The 16,410-nt window shown below is 53.1% G+C and carries 13 protein-coding genes; all 13 read left to right on the top strand.

The features are described from left to right. The first annotated feature begins 65 nt into the window (after positions 1 to 65). A complete protein-coding gene (gene cysQ / locus QQF40_RS16835; protein ID WP_285462003.1) occupies positions 66 to 914 on the top strand; it encodes a 3'(2'),5'-bisphosphate nucleotidase CysQ in 849 nt (282 codons plus the stop codon). A gap of 160 nt (positions 915 to 1,074) precedes the next feature. Then, complete coding sequence (cysD, locus tag QQF40_RS16830; RefSeq protein WP_225346856.1) at positions 1,075 to 2,016, top strand: sulfate adenylyltransferase subunit CysD; 942 nt, start codon at positions 1,075 to 1,077, stop codon at positions 2,014 to 2,016. Between the two features lie 164 nt (positions 2,017 to 2,180). Next, positions 2,181 to 4,097 carry a sulfate adenylyltransferase subunit CysN gene (cysN, locus tag QQF40_RS16825; RefSeq protein ID WP_502871440.1) on the top strand — a complete coding sequence of 639 codons (1,917 nt, stop codon included), beginning with the start codon at positions 2,181 to 2,183 and terminating at the stop codon, positions 4,095 to 4,097. 62 nt (positions 4,098 to 4,159) lie between these two features. Then, the gene (locus QQF40_RS16820) at positions 4,160 to 4,588 is read left to right on the top strand and encodes an RT0821/Lpp0805 family surface protein (protein WP_285462001.1); all 429 of its coding nucleotides are present in this window, start codon (positions 4,160 to 4,162) and stop codon (positions 4,586 to 4,588) included. Between the two features lie 179 nt (positions 4,589 to 4,767). After that, on the top strand, positions 4,768 to 6,483 hold the full coding sequence (locus QQF40_RS16815) for a polysaccharide biosynthesis/export family protein (protein ID WP_285462000.1): 1,716 nt from the start codon (positions 4,768 to 4,770) through the stop codon (positions 6,481 to 6,483). A 14-nt stretch (positions 6,484 to 6,497) separates the two neighbouring features. Next, positions 6,498 to 7,340 (top strand): ABC transporter permease, encoded by an 843-nt coding sequence (locus QQF40_RS16810; RefSeq protein WP_285461999.1) that lies wholly within the window; start codon positions 6,498 to 6,500, stop codon positions 7,338 to 7,340. Continuing rightward, positions 7,337 to 8,227 (top strand): ABC transporter ATP-binding protein, encoded by an 891-nt coding sequence (locus tag QQF40_RS16805; RefSeq protein ID WP_285461998.1) that lies wholly within the window; start codon positions 7,337 to 7,339, stop codon positions 8,225 to 8,227. The genes QQF40_RS16810 and QQF40_RS16805 overlap by 4 nt, the downstream gene beginning before the upstream one ends. A 34-nt stretch (positions 8,228 to 8,261) precedes the next feature. Further along, on the top strand, positions 8,262 to 9,347 hold the full coding sequence (locus QQF40_RS16800) for a KpsE/RkpR family capsule polysaccharide export protein (protein WP_285461997.1): 1,086 nt from the start codon (positions 8,262 to 8,264) through the stop codon (positions 9,345 to 9,347). Between the two features lie 59 nt (positions 9,348 to 9,406). Continuing rightward, entirely contained in the window at positions 9,407 to 12,814 is a 3,408-nt protein-coding gene (locus QQF40_RS16795) for a glycosyltransferase (protein ID WP_285461996.1), read from the top strand. After that, entirely contained in the window at positions 12,807 to 14,084 is a 1,278-nt protein-coding gene (locus tag QQF40_RS16790; RefSeq protein WP_285461995.1) for a tetratricopeptide repeat protein, read from the top strand. Before QQF40_RS16795 ends, QQF40_RS16790 begins: the two co-directional genes overlap by 8 nt. A gap of 7 nt (positions 14,085 to 14,091) precedes the next feature. Beyond that, complete coding sequence (locus tag QQF40_RS16785) at positions 14,092 to 14,655, top strand: hypothetical protein (RefSeq protein ID WP_285461994.1); 564 nt, start codon at positions 14,092 to 14,094, stop codon at positions 14,653 to 14,655. Positions 14,656 to 14,657: 2 nt separating this feature from the next. Continuing rightward, positions 14,658 to 16,025 (top strand): UDP-glucose dehydrogenase family protein, encoded by a 1,368-nt coding sequence (locus QQF40_RS16780; RefSeq protein ID WP_285461993.1) that lies wholly within the window; start codon positions 14,658 to 14,660, stop codon positions 16,023 to 16,025. Further along, on the top strand, positions 16,003 to 16,410 hold a 408-nt coding region (locus QQF40_RS16775), incomplete at its 3' end, for an SDR family NAD(P)-dependent oxidoreductase (protein WP_285461992.1). The genes QQF40_RS16780 and QQF40_RS16775, both read left to right, overlap by 23 nt.

Here is a 16,410-nt window from a genome sequence, read left to right as displayed (position 1 = left end):
CGCTGGCGAGAGTTACCCTTTACATCGCCAGCCTGGCTGGCGAATTCACACTGACAGGAAGACACATGACGGATACGACAGTGAGCACGACCGACAGCACGACACGCGCCATGTTGAATGCGTTGGAGGTCATTGCTCGCAAGGCGGGCGCTGCCATCATGGAGATCTACGAGAGCGGTGACTTCACGGTCGACATGAAGTCGGATGATTCCCCGCTGACCACGGCAGATCGCGCGGCGCACGCCGTCATCGTCGACGGGCTGAAGGCCATGGACGCCGAATTTGGCGCCACACCGATCCTGTCCGAGGAAGATGCGGACATCAGCTGGGACGTGCGCAGTGACTGGACGCGTTACTGGCTGGTGGACCCGCTGGATGGCACCAAGGAATTCATCAAGCGCAATGGCGAATTCACCGTCAACATCGCGCTGATCGAGCAGGGCGTGCCAACCATGGGCGTCGTCTACGCGCCGGCCATCGAGACCCTCTATGTGGGTGCCCAGCAAGGGGAAGGCCAGACGGCCATCGCCGAAAAGCAGGTCGGCGAGGGTGAGCGTCAGGCCATCGCCGTCAGTGACGTGCCGAGCAGCACCGATAGCTGGCGCATCGTTGGTAGCCGCTCTCACCAGAGCGAAGAATTTAAGGCGTTCGTCGCTGACTTCGCGGCCTGCGATATCGTCGCCATGGGCAGCTCACTGAAGCTGTGCCTGGTGGCGGAAGGGGCGGCGGACCTCTACCCGCGCCTCGGCCCGACCTGTGAATGGGATACCGGTGCCGCGCATGCAGTGGTGGAAGCCGCGGGGGGGCAGGTGCTGAATGCCGAGACCCGCCAGGCACTGCGCTACAACCAGCATGACAGCGTGCTCAACCCCTATTTCATCGTGTGTGCCGAGCCGGCCGCTCCCTGGGCGTGAACCAGGCGCAAGGCAGGGGGTAGGCAAGCGTCACGGGACTGACGCCAGAAGATGTCAGTCTCGTGTCAAAGATACTATGTCCTCTTCGCAGCGAGTTTGGTGTGTCAATGTGTGCGGAGAGGATAAGGACAACTAGCAGAGTGATCTCAAGGAACCTGTAATGACTGCATCATCTACGGCCGACAAGCTCGGCATCACACCGGAACGTCAGACCCACCTCAAGCAGCTTGAGGCCGAATCCATCCACATCATCCGTGAAGTGGCAGCGGAATTTGCCAATCCGGTCATGCTGTATTCCATCGGCAAGGATTCCGCCGTCATGCTGCACCTGGCGCGCAAGGCTTTCGCGCCGGGCGTCCCGCCGTTCCCGCTGATGCACGTCAACACCACCTGGAAATTCCAGGAAATGATCAAGTTCCGCGACGAGATGGCCGCGGAAGTCGGCATGGAGTTGATCGAGCACATCAACCAGGAAGGCGTTGAGGCGGGTATCAACCCGTTCGATCACGGCAGCGCCAAGTACACCGACATCATGAAGACCGCCGGTCTCAAGCAGGCACTCGACAAGCACGGCTTCGATGCCGCCTTCGGTGGCGCACGTCGTGACGAGGAAGCCTCGCGGGCCAAGGAGCGCGTCTACTCCTTCCGCGATCAGTACCATCGCTGGGACCCCAAGAATCAGCGTCCGGAGCTGTGGAATATCTACAACTCCAAGATCAACAAGGGTGAGTCCATCCGCGTCTTCCCGCTCTCCAACTGGACCGAGCTGGACATCTGGCAGTACATCTATCTCGAATCCATCAAGATCGTGCCGCTGTACTACTCCGCCGTGCGTCCGGTAGTGAAGCGTGATGGCCTCGACATCATGGTCGACGACGACCGTCTGCCGCTCAAGGAAGGCGAAGTGCCGGAAATGAAGTCCGTGCGTTTCCGTACCCTGGGCTGCTACCCGCTGACCGGCGCCGTGGAATCCACCGCCGCGACCCTGCCGGAAATCATCCAGGAAATGCTGCTGACGCGCACCAGCGAGCGCTCCGGGCGTGCCATCGATCACGACCAGGCAGGCTCGATGGAGAAGAAGAAGCGCGAAGGTTATTTCTAGGCCACGCGCCAGGTATCCGGCTCCGTCGCCAGCAACGGCGATGGCATGCTTCACGGCAAGCAAGACTCTACAAATTGACAGGATGAGGAATGTCCCAAGCGCTGAAAGCGTCGCGCCTCGTGCGCCACAAGATGCTCGCGCCGGACAGGCCTCGTTCAGGGAGAATGACAGTGTCACACCAGTCGACGATGATCGCGGAAAATATCGAAGCCTATCTCAAGGAACACGAGCAGAAAGACCTGCTGCGTTTCATCACCTGCGGCAGCGTGGATGACGGCAAGTCGACCCTGATCGGTCGTCTGCTTCACGACTCCAAGATGATCTATGAAGATCAGCTGGCCGCCATCACCCGCGATTCCAAGAAGAGCGGCACCACCGGCAAGGTCGATCTGGCGCTGCTGGTCGATGGCCTGCAGTCAGAGCGTGAGCAGGGCATCACCATCGATGTCGCCTACCGCTACTTCTCGACCGACAAGCGCAAGTTCATCATTGCCGATACCCCGGGGCACGAGCAGTACACCCGCAACATGGCGACCGGGGCTTCCACCGCGAGCCTGGCGATCATCCTGATCGATGCCCGCTATGGTGTGCAGACCCAGACCCGCCGTCACAGCTACATCTGCTCGTTGCTGGGCATCCAGCACCTGGTGGTCGCGGTCAACAAGATGGATATCGTCGACTACTCCCAGGAACGCTTTGACGAGATCGTCGCGGACTACAAGGAGTTCGCCAAGGACCTGGAAGTCCCGGACATCCGCTTCGTACCGCTGTCCGCGCTGGAAGGCGACAACGTCGTCTCTATCAGCGAGCACACCCCGTGGTACGACGATGCTGCCTACGAAGCACGTCCGCTGATGGACATTCTCGAGACCGTCGATGTCACCGAGGACAGCAACCTGACCGATCTGCGCTTCCCGGTGCAGTACGTCAATCGTCCGAACCTCAACTTCCGTGGCTACTGCGGCACCTTGGCCGCCGGTACTGTCTCGCCGGGTCAAAAGATCAAGGTCCTCCCGTCCGGCAGCACCTCCACCGTCGAGCGTATCGTCACCTTCGATGGTGATCTCGACATCGCCTGGCCGGGGCAGGCCATCACGCTGACGCTGACTGACGAGATCGATATCTCGCGTGGCGACATGATCGTTGCGGAAGATTCTGATCTGGAGCCGTGCACCGCCTTTACCGCAGACGTGGTATGGATGCATGAAGACCCGCTGATCGTCGGCAAGGAATACGAGCTCAAGCTCGGCACGTCCAGTGTCATCGGTCGCGTCGGTCGCATCATCCATCAGACCGACGTCAATACCATGGCGCGCAACGAAGCGGAGAACATCCCGCTCAATGGCATCGCCCGCGTGCAGGTCGAACTGACCCAGCCGCTGGCCATGGACAGCTACCAGCGCTCGCCGCATACCGGCAGCTTCGTGTTCATTGACCGTCTGTCCAACATCACCATCGGTGCGGGCATGGTCAAGGAGACCCTGAGTGCCAGCAACATCGTGTGGCACGACATGGCGGTCACCAAGCAGCGCCGCGCCGATCGCAACAAGCAGAAGCCTTGCATCATCTGGTTCACCGGTCTGTCCGGTGCCGGCAAGTCCACCGCCGCCAATGCGCTGGAGCGTCAGCTGTTCGCCATGGGCTACAACACCTACCTGCTGGACGGTGACAACGTGCGTCACGGCCTGTGTGGTGACTTGGGCTTCAGCGAAGACGACCGCGCCGAGAACATCCGTCGGGTCGGCGAAGTCGCCAAGCTGATGGTCGATGCCGGCATGATCACCCTGGTCAGCTTCATCTCGCCGTTCCAGGCCGATCGCCAGACCGTGCGCGACATGGTTGGCACTGACGAGTTCATTGAAGTCTTCGTCAACACGCCGATCAGCGTCTGCGAAGAGCGCGATCCCAAGGGGCTGTATCGCAAGGCGCGTGCCGGTGAGATCAGCGACTTCACCGGCATCAGCTCGCCCTATGAAGCGCCTGAGAACCCGGAAATCGAGATCAACACGGGTGAACTGAGCCTCGAGCAGACTGCACTCAAGCTGGTCAGTCAGCTCAAGCACTACAATGTCATCGGCTGATGCATTCACGCCGACCAGCCCTCGCCGCAAGGCGGGGGCGTTTGCCGTTTCAGGACTCTCACATGACTTTATCCCGATTCAACCAGCGCTTGCCGCATGTCGTACGTCTCGCGGCAGTGGCAGGCCTGGCACTGGCCATCACCGGTTGTGCGACCTCCTATCCGGAATCCACCGGTGCCGGCAGTACCAACCTGGCCAATTTGACCGGCGCTGCGTCGCTGCCGGCGGATGTCTCGTCATTTCTCGACAGCGCCGCCCCCGGCAGCGTGATTGCCGTGCCGACCAGCCCCTGGGGCAGCAATGTCGAAGTGGTCGCCCATGAGCGCTATTTCGCGGCCAGCGGACGTATCTGTCGCGAGCTGACGGTCTCAAATTCGCGTGATCTGCCCAGCAAGGAGCTGGCGTGTCGTACCAGCAATGACGGCAAGGCTGGTGAAGGCACCTGGGTGACCCAGCGGTTGGTGACCGGCCTGCTGGAAGAGGCTCGCTGAGGAGTTTCTCAGTAACTTCTCAACAACTTCTCGGCACCTTCTCGCTGAAAGGCCCGCACCTGGCTTGGCGTGAAACGACGATTGCAGGAAGCAGGCTAGTGTGACCGGCACAGTCATTCCTGACCGACGCTGCACTATTTTTTGCACGATTTTCTTTGCACTACGAGGGGCCTAGCCCGATGACAATTTCCAGATTCTTGCTCCGGGCCGGGTGCCTGGTGGCGGTAGCGTGCCTGAACGCCAGCCCTGCCATAGCAGCTGGCCTGAACAGCGGTTCCATCCTGTCCAGCAATGACCAGGCCTCCAGCATTCCGGAAAAGACGGATAGTGTAGAAGACAAGGCGCGTGCCGATTGGCGCAGCGGAACCTACGGGCCGCTGACCTCCCGTGCGCAGACCGACCCTGATTCCTTGCCGCCGTTCGGCGAAAACCTCTTTACCGGTGGTTTCCGCGGCATGATGGCCGATGGCCTCAACAGCAGCTACACCATCAAGCCGGGTGACCAGATCACCCTGCGCGTCTGGGGTGGGGTCGAGATGGAGTCCGTGCTGCCTGTCGATGCGCAGGGCAACATCTTCCTGCCGGGCATCGGTCCGGTGAAGGTGCAGGGCACCACCAATGCCCAGCTGGATGGCAAGGTACGCAGCGCCATTCAAGAGGTGTATCCCGAGAACGTCAGTGTCTATACCAACCTGCAGGGCGTGCAGCCGGTGGGCGTCTTCGTCACCGGATATGTCAAGAATCCGGGGCGCTACGCCGGCACCCCGAATGATTCCATGCTGTATTTCCTCGACCAGGCCGGCGGCATCGACCAGGCACTGGGCAGTTACCGCAAGATCAAGATCAAGCGCAATGGCCGCGTCATCAACACGGTCGATCTCTATGACTTCCTGATCAATGGCGAGATCGCCCGCCCGCAGTTCCGCGATGGCGATACCGTCGTCGTCGAGGAACGTGGCCCGGCGATCAGCGTGGTCGGGGATGTCGAGCGTGACTATCGCTATGAGCTCACCGACTCGCGCCTGAGTGGCGAAGACGTCCTGAACCTGGCGCGTCTGAAGTCAGGTGTCTCTCACGTGCTGCTGCGGGGCTCGCGTCCCGACGGGCCCATCTCGCGCTATCTGCCGGTGACGGAATTCCGCGGCGCTGATGTGCGTGCAGGGGATGAAGTGCTGTTCAGTGCCGACCAGCGTGACGAGACCATCGTCGTGCAGCTGGAAGGCAGCTTCTATGGCCCGTCGCGTTATGCACTGCCGCGCGATGCACACCTGGGGGAACTGCTCAATGCCGTCGGGGTGCCGAAAGGACTGACCGATTATCAGAGCGTTTCCATCCGCCGTGAAAGCGTCAAGGAACAGCAGGCGCAGGCACTGCAGGACAGTCTCAAGCGTCTTCAGGCCACCTATCTTGGCGCGTCTTCCTCGACCACCGAAGAGTCCGAGCTTCGTGTCCAGGAAGCCGAGATGATCGAGAAGTTCGTCGAGCAGGCGAAGAAGGAAGAGCCGACCGGACGACTGGTCGTGGCACGTGAAGACGGCAACATCGCGGATGTGCGTCTGCAGGATGGCGATGTCATCACCATTCCGGAAATCAGTGATTCCCTGTTGATCAGCGGCGAAGTCGTGGTGCCTCAGGCCATGGTCTACACCCAGGGCATGACGGTGATGGATTACATCAACAGCGCCGGTGGCTTCACGCAGCACGCGGATGAAGACCAGATCCTGGTGGTACGCCAGAACGGCGCCGTGCGTCGCGCCGAAGAAGTCGAGCTGCGCTCGGGTGATCAGATTCTGGTACTGCCGGAACCGCCAACCAAGAATCTGCAGCTGGCCACCAGCATCACGCAGATTCTCTATCAGGTTGCCGTCGCCACCAAAGTCGCGATAGACCTCTAATCATGGCCAGTGACATGAACGATGACATTAGCACTTCAACTGAACGCTCATCAGGCGACAAGAAGAGCAGCCCCAAGGCGCGCTCCGCCTGGGCCGTGACGCGTAGTGTCTGGTTCGCCATGTTCATGCGCGAAGCCATCGGCCGTACCATGACTGATCGCATGGGCTGGTTCTGGATGATTGCCGAGCCCATGGCATTCACTCTCGTGATGATAGCGATGCGCAGTTTCATCGGCGGTGATAGGCTTATCATCAATGCACCATTCATTCCTTGGATGATTGTTGGAATGCTTGGCTTTTTTCTTGTTCGAGAGGGCCTTACTCAAGGCTCCGGTGCAATAAATGCTAATCGTGCATTATTCGCATATCGTCAGGTACAGCCAGTGGATGGCGTTCTTATCAGAAATTTTCTGGATGGACTACTTCGAACACTTATCTTTCTGTTGTTCATGTTGGGCTCCCTGTTGTTGGGCACGGATTTCCGTCCCGACAATGGTTTCCAGGCAATCAGTGGCTGGTTGTCGCTGTGGGCGCTTGGTCTAGGATTCAGCTTGGTGGTGTCCGTGGCGGGGACATTGGTTCCGGAAATTGCCAAGGTAGTCAGGATGCTCAGCATGCCGCTATTGATCATGTCGGGTGTCATCATGCCGCTCAATCACTTGCCACATTATCTGCTTGAGTACTTGATGCTGAACCCGATCGTGCATGGGCTTGAATATACACGCCACGGCTTCTTTGAGGGCTACAAGGTCGTTCATGGAACCAGCATGATGTATTTCTGGAGCTGGACACTGGGGATGCTGGCCCTAGGGTTGCTGATGCATGTTCGATTCAAGGAGCGCTTGAAAGCCCAATGATCGAAATCAAACATGTCTACAAGCGATATCATACGCATCGCGCTACTGAGTGGGTGTTGCACGATGTCAATCTCACTATTCCCAGCGGGGTCAGCGTCGGGCTGGTCGGAGGTAATGGCGCTGGCAAGTCCACGCTACTCCGCTTGATTGCGGGTATGGACAGCCCCACACGGGGGGAGATCAAGCGCCACAGCAGTGTCTCATGGCCAATCGGTCTGGCGGGGGGCTTCCAGGGCAGCATGACGGGTCGACAGAACGTCAAGTTTGTTGCTCGTGTTCATGGTGGCCATGGTAATGAGGCCGAGATAATTCGCCGAGTAGAGGCCTTTGCTGAGATTGGCCCCGCCTTTGATCAGCCGATCAAGACGTATTCATCAGGAATGCGCTCGCGGCTCAATTTCGGCCTATCCCTTGCATTCGATTTCGATATCTATCTGTCAGATGAAGCGACGTCGGTGGGGGATCGCGCCTTCAAGGCCAAGGCCTCCAAGGCGTTCAAGGACAAGGTTGGCAAGGCCAGTCTGATCATGGTGTCGCATGGTGTCGGGATTCTGCGAGAGTTATGCCAGGCGGGGATCTATCTACGGGATGGACGAGCTCACTGGTATGACGATATCAATGACGCCATTGATACCTACCACAATGACAGCGATGCTCATGTCTTGGAGCGCAAGCTGCATCAACTGACCAATTCGAAAACGACGTCACTCAAGCAAGCGCAGGCATTCCATCAGGAAGCCAAGGCACACTTCGACAGCTTGCAGATTGCGCTCGAACAACTTCCTCAAGATATCCAGCCACGAGAAAGGCAAGCTTCCGTCCAGGCCGTGAATGAAGCACGCGAAACGCTGCATGGCGCAAGACGCTTGGTACAGAAGCTCAAGTGATCGTTCTCAACGATAATAGTGACAAGGGTCTTACATGCTCAAATTGATAAAGCGTCAACCTCAATGGTTCGTCGCCATTTTCGCTATCATTCTGGTAGGGCTCTACTGGAGTTTGTGGGCGGATGATCGTTATGTTGCAAAGGCAACCGTAGTACTGGAAAGCCCTCAGGTAAGCACAGCCAGCGAGGTAAGTTTCGGTTCGTTGCTCACCGGCGATAAAAGTGACGGCGATCTATTGCTGTTGCGTGAGTATCTATTGAGCACTGATATGTTGAAGAAAGCTCAGGACGAACTGAACTTTCGCCAACATTATAGTGAAAAGGGCGATTTCTTTGCGCGTTTAGGAGACAAGGACACGCCAATTGAGCAACTGCACGATTACTATTTAAAGCGTGTTACTGTCGAGATGGACGAGTATTCAGGTGTTCTGAATATCAAGGTACAGGCATGGACACCTGAATTCGCACAACAGTTCGCCAAGTTGCTGTTGCGTGAAGGCGAGTCACATATGAATGGTATGGGGCAGCGTCTGGCGGAAGAGCAGGTGCAGTTCCTTGACAAGCAGGTCGCCATGCTGGAGACGAATTTTCAGAAAACACGCCAGGCCTTGTTGGATTATCAGAATGAGAATGGCCTAGTCTCTCCAACACAAACTGTAAAGAGCTTGAATACGGTAGTGTCGAGTCTGGAGGCTCAGCTAGCTTCTCTGAAAGCGCGCAAGAGTGCGCTGGCCAGTTATCAAAGTGCTCGCTCGAGTGACATGGTGCGTACGGAAAGTGAAATCCGTGCATTGAGAGATCAGATCGATAAAGAGCGTAAGCGTCTCGCACAGCAGTCTGGGAACTCTCTGAATGCTGTTTCAAGTCAATATGAAACACTGCAATTACGTGCAGACTTTGCCAAGCAGACGTATTCCAACGCACTGGCAGCACTAGAGAATACTCGTATCGAGGCGGCACGGAAATTGAAGCAGGTCAGTGTTCTGCAAAGTCCTCTGTTGCCTGAATACCCTGAACAACCAGAGCGACTCTATAACACCTGTATTTTCGCTATTGTGGTCATCTTCATGGCATTCATCTTCAGCATGATCATGTTGATCGTAAAAGACCATCGCGATTGATAATTAGATTGTCATTGATGTTAGTAATTGTAGGATAAGTAAATCACAGGGAATTTGAGATGCTGCCACAAATAAGTCAAAGGCTGCTACGCAAGAAGCGCAGGAATGGGAGTTTGTCGACTTCAACAGGTAAAAGAAGTGATACAATTTCTACAGATGCATCTGCTGCAGCTAAAATTGAACTGGATACAGACTTTTATAAATCACGATATGAAGATTTAGTATCACTGACAGATGAGCAGCTCAAAGAACACTGGTTGAAGCATGGCTTCAAGGAAGGCCGGTTTGCTTCAGCCAGTCATGAATCGGGTAATGCAAAGCTTATACTCGAAGACGAATGGACAGCTACGCACAAGTCCCCAGATTTCGCTTTTGATCCTGATTTTTATGCAAGTCTGTATGCTGATCTTGCGTTAGCAGGAGTTACGGAATCTATAGCTCTTGAGAAACACTATAATTCCTTTGGCAAGAAAGAAAAGCGGCATGGTTCGATTAGAGAGTGGTTGAAGGCAAATAACTTGCCTTTGGACTTCATGCCAGAAGATATCAAGTTTCGCGATATTCACGAGTGCAATATTGAAGTAGGCCTGGAAATCACTTCTCAGGATGTCTTGAATTCAATCGCCGGACTTTACACAACGCCTGTTGCCTTTTTCAGTGATGATGCTAAAAGCGCACGACATTACTTGATGATGGCGAAGCATTATCTGGCTACAGGCGAGAAAGAAAAGGCTAAGAAGCAACTTGAAGCCAGTAATTGTTTCCACGCCTTGTCAGGCGCGCTCGAGCTGTTAGGCAATATCTATCTTGATGAAGGGCATAATCGAATTGCGCTCGGATATTATAACGCGGCCAAAGCGTTACCTAACCCGCCAAAATGGCTGTTCTTCAATCGTGCAACCTGTCTGTCAAGGCTCCAACAATATGAAAAAGCATTGACAACTCTGGCTGAAGGGTTGGAAGTCTATGGTGACTTCACGTTTCAGCAGGATAAGCTGGATGAGTTCGCTGAAGAAGCCTGGAATAATATTTATCCCGCTCTGCTCAGCTACGTCGGACAGGGAAATCGCGATGAGCTGATCAAGGCTTTCGACGCATTCAGTGAGGTCGTCTATGATGCTTACTTGCGTGCCTGCGGTACCAGCAAGAACCCCGAGCGACTTCACTCACTCAACCTTAACCGAATCTTGATAGTCGGCGATTATCATGTTGCACAATGTGAACGCTATCGTATCAATCAAAAGGTGGAGCAACTCGAGGCGGTTGGCAAAGAGGTTACTGCAGTCAACTGGCTGGACCTTGATCAACAGGCTCAGGCATTGGCGACTCACGATGTCATTATTTTTTATCGTGTGCCTGCCATGCCCAAGGTTCTCAAGGCCATGGCGCAGACAAATGCGGCCGGGAAGCTCAGTATCTATGAAATCGATGACTTACTGTTTGATCCTGTTTATCCCCCGTCACTGGCAAGCTATGGTGGCTACGTCTCGCTTGATACCTATCGAGAACTGACACGCGGGATGGCGCTATTCCATGCTGCCGCCAAGCAGTGTCGTTTGGGGCTGGCATCGACAGAACCTCTTCGGGAGCGTCTGGCTGAGCTGGTGTTCGGCGAAGAGTGTCTGTTGCACCGCAATGGACTGGATAGTCTTAATGAGTTCAGCCAGCCTCAGGAATCTCCCAAACAGACACTGGATATCTTCTATGGCAGTGGCACACAGGCACACAATCAGGATTTCATCGACCTGGCACTGCCTGCGATAGAAAAATTGTTGAAGCGGCATGCTCATTTGCGTCTTGTTGTCGTAGGTTATCTAAAATTACCCAAGACGTTTACAGAGCGCTTTGCCAAGCAACTATCCATGATTCCACCTTTGAAAAGTGTGCAGGGATATTGGTCATTGCTTCGCCGTGCAGATATCAACTTGGCTGTTCTGCATGATGACGTTATCAATGAGTGCAAGTCAGAGCTGAAATGGTTTGAAGCGGCATGTCATGGTGTACCATCTGTCGTCAGTAGTACCCGCAACTATCGTGATGTCATTCGTGATGGTGAAGATGCCTTCTTGGCTGTCACGGCGGATGATTGGGAGAAAGCTATTACACGCCTTGTGGAAAACAAGGAACTACGCAAGTCAATGGGACAGGCGGCGCAAGAGCGCACGCGTAAAGAGTATTCCCTGGAAATACTGGGCACTCAGCTCGTATCCAATCTCGAAGCTTATGCCAATGAATTGATGGACAGAGCACATTGCGAGCGTGGTGTAGAAGGTACGACGAAATTAGTAAGGAAGCGCCGCAAGATCGCTCTTGTCAATGTGTTCTTCCCACCGCAATCCATAGGGGGAGCGACTCGCGTACTGGATGATAACTTCAAGGCATTACGCAAGCATTATGACGATGACTTTGAACTGGTCGTCTTCACCGCCGATAGTGAATGCCGCACTCCACATCAATTGATGATCTACCGTCACGATGGCGTTCGTGTCTACCGTACGACGACATTATGGCGTGAGAACATGGATTGGCATGCCAAGGATGAGCGCATGCATGAGATGTTCACCGAGTTTCTAGCATGTGAGCAGCCCGACATAGTGCACTTCCACTGCGTTCAGCGGTTGTCCGGCTCGGTGGTAGAAGCGACACGTGATGTTAAGATCCCTTATATCGTCACGGCGCATGATGCCTGGTGGATATCAGATTTCCAGTTCCTGGTGGATCACACTGGTACGGTATACCCGGAAGGGCATCCTGATCCCTTTGCACCGGTAGAACTGCCTCCGAGTATCACTCAAGAAGCGTCAGTCGAACGAAAGCTCTATCTCAAAGGCTTGTTGACCAGCGCTCACAAGGTGCTGACGGTCTCGAATGCCTTCGCAGATATCTATCGCAAGAATGATATTCTGGATATTGAGGTCACTCCCAACGGAATCTCTGACGACTTGCCTTGGGCGGCCAAGGATACCTCCTACACGAAACGAGTTGTTGGTGGGCATGTAGGCGGGATGGCTGAGCACAAAGGGTATTATTTGCTCAAGCAGGCTGTCATGGAAACCCAGCCGGAGAGTATGGAATTCTTGGTGGTTGACCACTCTAAGGAAGAAAGCTATGAGTCCCATCAATATTGGGGCAATGTGCCAGTTAGATTCATAGGGCGGACCAGTCAGCAGAAGGTAGTCGAGACTTATCGCCAGATAGATGTTCTTTTTGCACCTTCGATGTGGCCTGAAAGTTTTGGTCTAGTAACACGTGAAGCTGCAGCATGTGGTTGTTATATAGTTGCATCTAATCTAGGTGGCATTGGTGAGTCTATAGTAAATAATGGAGTGAAAATTGCTCCTAGGGTTAGTGAATTGAAGTTAGTTCTTTCTCGCTTGACTAGAGAGCATAAAGAAAAATTATACTTGTATAATAAAAGTATTTCATCACTCGAATCGTTTAAAGAGGTTGTAAAGTATTATGCATGAGTTGCCTAAAGCGAATGATGTGTGTGATTTTTTACTGTCCCCCAATGCTGATAAGAAAACTATATATTTAGATATTCTTAAAAAAGGTGTTGAGTTAAGGAATGGTGGAAATTATTTAGATGCTGAGATGATGCTGCACTATTCTAGCTGGTTGAATCCGTCCGATTGGCAATCATGGTATGAGTTGGGTGTTTTATATCAAGTAAAAAAAAATATCGATCAAGCTGTTTTTTATTATAAGGCCGCCTTGAAGTGTGGATCTGTAGAGCAAAGATTAATTGGCAACTTTTTATGCGTTACTGCCGTCCAAGAGTCTCTATGCAAAATTAATAATAAGGCTATAGATACTATTGACTTGGGTGGTGTGGTTTTAGATGATAGTGATGATATCAAAGATGCTTTTTCCTTTTCAGGTTTTGTTGAGTCTCATCCACAGTCGCTAATAAACAAATTTTATAATGTTGTTAATTCGAAGCACAACGGGTTTTTGAATTTTTATGATATAAAAAATAAAATTTTGGATGCTGTCGATAGGAAGAAATCATTTGCTCTATTAAGGCTGGGGGATGGTGAGGGTAGTTGGTTTAAAAGAAGCTCGCATGTTGAATTACAGTTTGAAAGAATATTGAGTCGTAATAGATGCGAGTTTCTGGATATTTGGTTTGGTAATAGTAGCTCCATTAAAAAAAGTGATTTTTTTGATGACGTTAATTCAACCTTTTCTCGTTTAAATGAAGTAGATGTTTTAGGTATTCCCCCTAAAACATGGGTCGAGCATGAATTTTATACTGCAAATAAGAGAGGGTATGTTGGAACGTTGGGAGCGTTAGAATCATTAAAAGGATTAAGCTCTAGTGTAGGCCTGTGTACTCAGCTTATGCATTTCGAGTTTGAGCGACGAGGTTTTCTCAAAGAGGTTTTGTCTAAAGCTAAAAAAGTTGGTATAATTTCTTGTCATAATGAATTGAAAGAATTCATCGAAAAAAACTTTGATGTAAATGATGTTGAATTAATAAAAATACCAGGAGAGTTATCTCGAAAACATTTACTAGGTGATGATGCTGTTGTTGGGAACCATTATCCAGATAGATTCTTTGAAATAACCAAAAGAATCAAAAATACTAATTATGAGGGATATGTGTTCTTAGTTGCAGGTGGTATTCTGGCCAAATCATATGTTTTGGATTTAAAGCAATCCGGCGCTATTGCTTTAGATATTGGTTCGGTTGCAGATAAGTTACTCGGAAGAAAAACACGGCCTAACTTTTGAGGTAGTCATGAAGAAAATATTTATAATTGGTTTTAATAAGTGTGGAACCACAACCTTTAGCGATTTTTTTAATAGTTGCGGAGTTAAGTCATCTCATTGGGATGGTGGAAAAATAGCCGAGCGTTTTTATAAGCGTAAAAGTGAAGCGAAAGACCCTTTTCTAGATTACGCAGACTCAATTGTTCTTTCTGATATGATGTCCTTAACCTTTCATTCTCTTAAAGAGCCGTATAAAGACTTTGAATATATATATCAAAACTATCCTGATTCGTACTACATACTTAATACCAGAAATATTTTTGACTGGATTAAAAGTAGGGTGAATCATGGGTTAGTCCCAAGATATAAATCTGTTTTTAATTTGGGAAGTGAAAGTGAAGTCGTTCAGCTATGGATAAGTGAATGGTATCAACACCACTCTAAAGTTGTTAATTTCTTCCAAGAAAGGCCAAATAGTAATTTTATGATATATGATTTGAACAAAAGTACTCCTAAAGAACTCGTAGAGTTTCTAGAAAGCGATTGGGACTTAGACGAAACTAAATTCGGTATCTCAAACAAGACAAAGTAAAAATGAAAATTTCTATTTTTGGGACAGGCTATGTAGGTCTTGTTACCGGTACCTGCTTAGCCGATGTAGGGCACCATGTGGTATGCATGGACGTTGATGCGGCCAAGATCGATGGCCTCAAGCAGGGCGAGATCCCCATCTTCGAGCCGGGGCTGGAGAGCATGGTGCTGCGCAATGTCGAGGCCGGCCGTCTCAACTTCACCACTGATGCCCGTCAGGCCGTCGAGCACGGCGTGCTGCAGTTCATCGCCGTGGGCACACCGCCGGACGAAGACGGCAGCGCCGACCTCAAGTACGTGCTTGCGGTGGCCGAGACCATCGGCGAGCACATGAATGACTACAAGGTCATCATCGACAAGTCCACCGTGCCGGTGGGCACGGCGGACCGTGTCACGGCGCGAGTCGCTGAAGTGCTTGCCGAGCGCGGCGAAAGTGTCGACTTCGATGTCTGCTCCAACCCGGAATTCCTCAAGGAAGGCGCGGCGCTGGAGGACTTCACGCGTGGCGCGCGCATCGTCGTGGGCACCGATTCCGAGAAGGTGCGCGAGCGCATGCGCGAATGCTACGCCCCCTACAATCGCAACCATGAAAAGCTGATGTTCATGGAGGTGCGCGCCGCTGAGCTGACCAAGTACGCCGCCAACGCGATGCTGGCCACCAAGATCAGCTTCATGAACGAGATCTCCAACCTGGCCGAGCGCCTGGGCGCGGACATCGAGGAAGTACGTCGTGGCATCGGCAGTGACCCGCGTATCGGCTACCACTTCATCTATCCGGGCTGCGGTTACGGTGGCTCCTGCTTCCCGAAGGATGTCCAGGCGCTGGCGCGTACTGCCAGCCAGGTCGGCTATGACGCCGAGCTGCTCACCGCGGTGGAGTCCGTCAACAAGCGCCAGAAGGTCACGCTGTTCGACAAGCTGTCGCGGGCCTTCGATGGCGATCTCAAGGGCAAGACCATTGCTGTCTGGGGGCTGGCCTTCAAGCCCAACACCGATGACATGCGCGACGCGCCGAGCCGCACGCTGATGGAAGCGCTGTGGGACGCTGGCGCGACCGTGCAGGCCTATGACCCGGAAGCCATGAAGGAATGCCGCCGCATCTACGGCGAGCGCGACGACCTGGTGCTGGTCGCGGACCGTCAGCAGGCGGTCAAGGGTGCCGATGCGCTGGTGGTGTGCACCGAGTGGAAGGAATTCCGCACCCTGGACGGCGAGTGGCTGAAGGCACAGCTCGGCTTCCCGGTGGTGGTCGATGGCCGCAACCTGTTCGAGCCCGCCGCCATGAAGGCCGTTGGCCTGATGTACTACGCGGTCGGGCGTGGTGATACTTTAAAACTCGATGCGGAGAATGAATGTGTCAGTCTGCAATAAAAATTTTTTGATTACTGGAGGTGCCGGCTTCATCGGCTCCGCAGTCGTCCGTGAACTGATCCGTTCTACCCAACATATCGTTATCAACGTGGATGCGCTGACCTACGCCGGTAATCTCGAATCCTTGGAGGAGATTGCGGATTCTGAGCGCTATCACTTCGTGCAGGCGGACATCTGCGATGGCGAGAAGATGAAAGCCGTTTTCGCGGAGTTCCAGCCGGATATCGTGATGCACCTAGCGGCCGAGAGCCACGTGGATCGCTCCATTGATGGCCCAGCGGATTTCATCGAAACGAATATCGTTGGTACCTATCAGCTGTTGGAAGCGGCACGTCAGTATTGGAAGGACTTGAAGGAATCTGATGCAGAGAAGGCCGCTGACTTC

Source organism: Cobetia sp. LC6 (assembly GCF_030264805.1).
In the GTDB taxonomy this organism is placed as follows: domain Bacteria; phylum Pseudomonadota; class Gammaproteobacteria; order Pseudomonadales; family Halomonadaceae; genus Cobetia.
Note: the sequence above shows the minus strand (reverse complement) of the source record. Positions and strands in the feature narration are given on the sequence as shown.

Bases quoted from the DNA above. Each gene is read 5' to 3' on its own strand.
- cysQ (WP_285462003.1), top strand. From the start codon at position 66: ATGACGGATACGACAGTGAGCACGACCGACAGCACGACACGCGCCATG.
- cysD (WP_225346856.1), top strand. From the start codon at position 1,075: ATGACTGCATCATCTACGGCCGACAAGCTCGGCATCACACCGGAACGT.
- cysN (WP_502871440.1), top strand. From the start codon at position 2,181: ATGACAGTGTCACACCAGTCGACGATGATCGCGGAAAATATCGAAGCC.
- QQF40_RS16820 (WP_285462001.1), top strand. From the start codon at position 4,160: ATGACTTTATCCCGATTCAACCAGCGCTTGCCGCATGTCGTACGTCTC.
- QQF40_RS16815 (WP_285462000.1), top strand. From the start codon at position 4,768: ATGACAATTTCCAGATTCTTGCTCCGGGCCGGGTGCCTGGTGGCGGTA.
- QQF40_RS16810 (WP_285461999.1), top strand. From the start codon at position 6,498: ATGAACGATGACATTAGCACTTCAACTGAACGCTCATCAGGCGACAAG.
- QQF40_RS16805 (WP_285461998.1), top strand. From the start codon at position 7,337: ATGATCGAAATCAAACATGTCTACAAGCGATATCATACGCATCGCGCT.
- QQF40_RS16800 (WP_285461997.1), top strand. From the start codon at position 8,262: ATGCTCAAATTGATAAAGCGTCAACCTCAATGGTTCGTCGCCATTTTC.
- QQF40_RS16795 (WP_285461996.1), top strand. From the start codon at position 9,407: ATGCTGCCACAAATAAGTCAAAGGCTGCTACGCAAGAAGCGCAGGAAT.
- QQF40_RS16790 (WP_285461995.1), top strand. From the start codon at position 12,807: ATGCATGAGTTGCCTAAAGCGAATGATGTGTGTGATTTTTTACTGTCC.
- QQF40_RS16785 (WP_285461994.1), top strand. From the start codon at position 14,092: ATGAAGAAAATATTTATAATTGGTTTTAATAAGTGTGGAACCACAACC.
- QQF40_RS16780 (WP_285461993.1), top strand. From the start codon at position 14,658: ATGAAAATTTCTATTTTTGGGACAGGCTATGTAGGTCTTGTTACCGGT.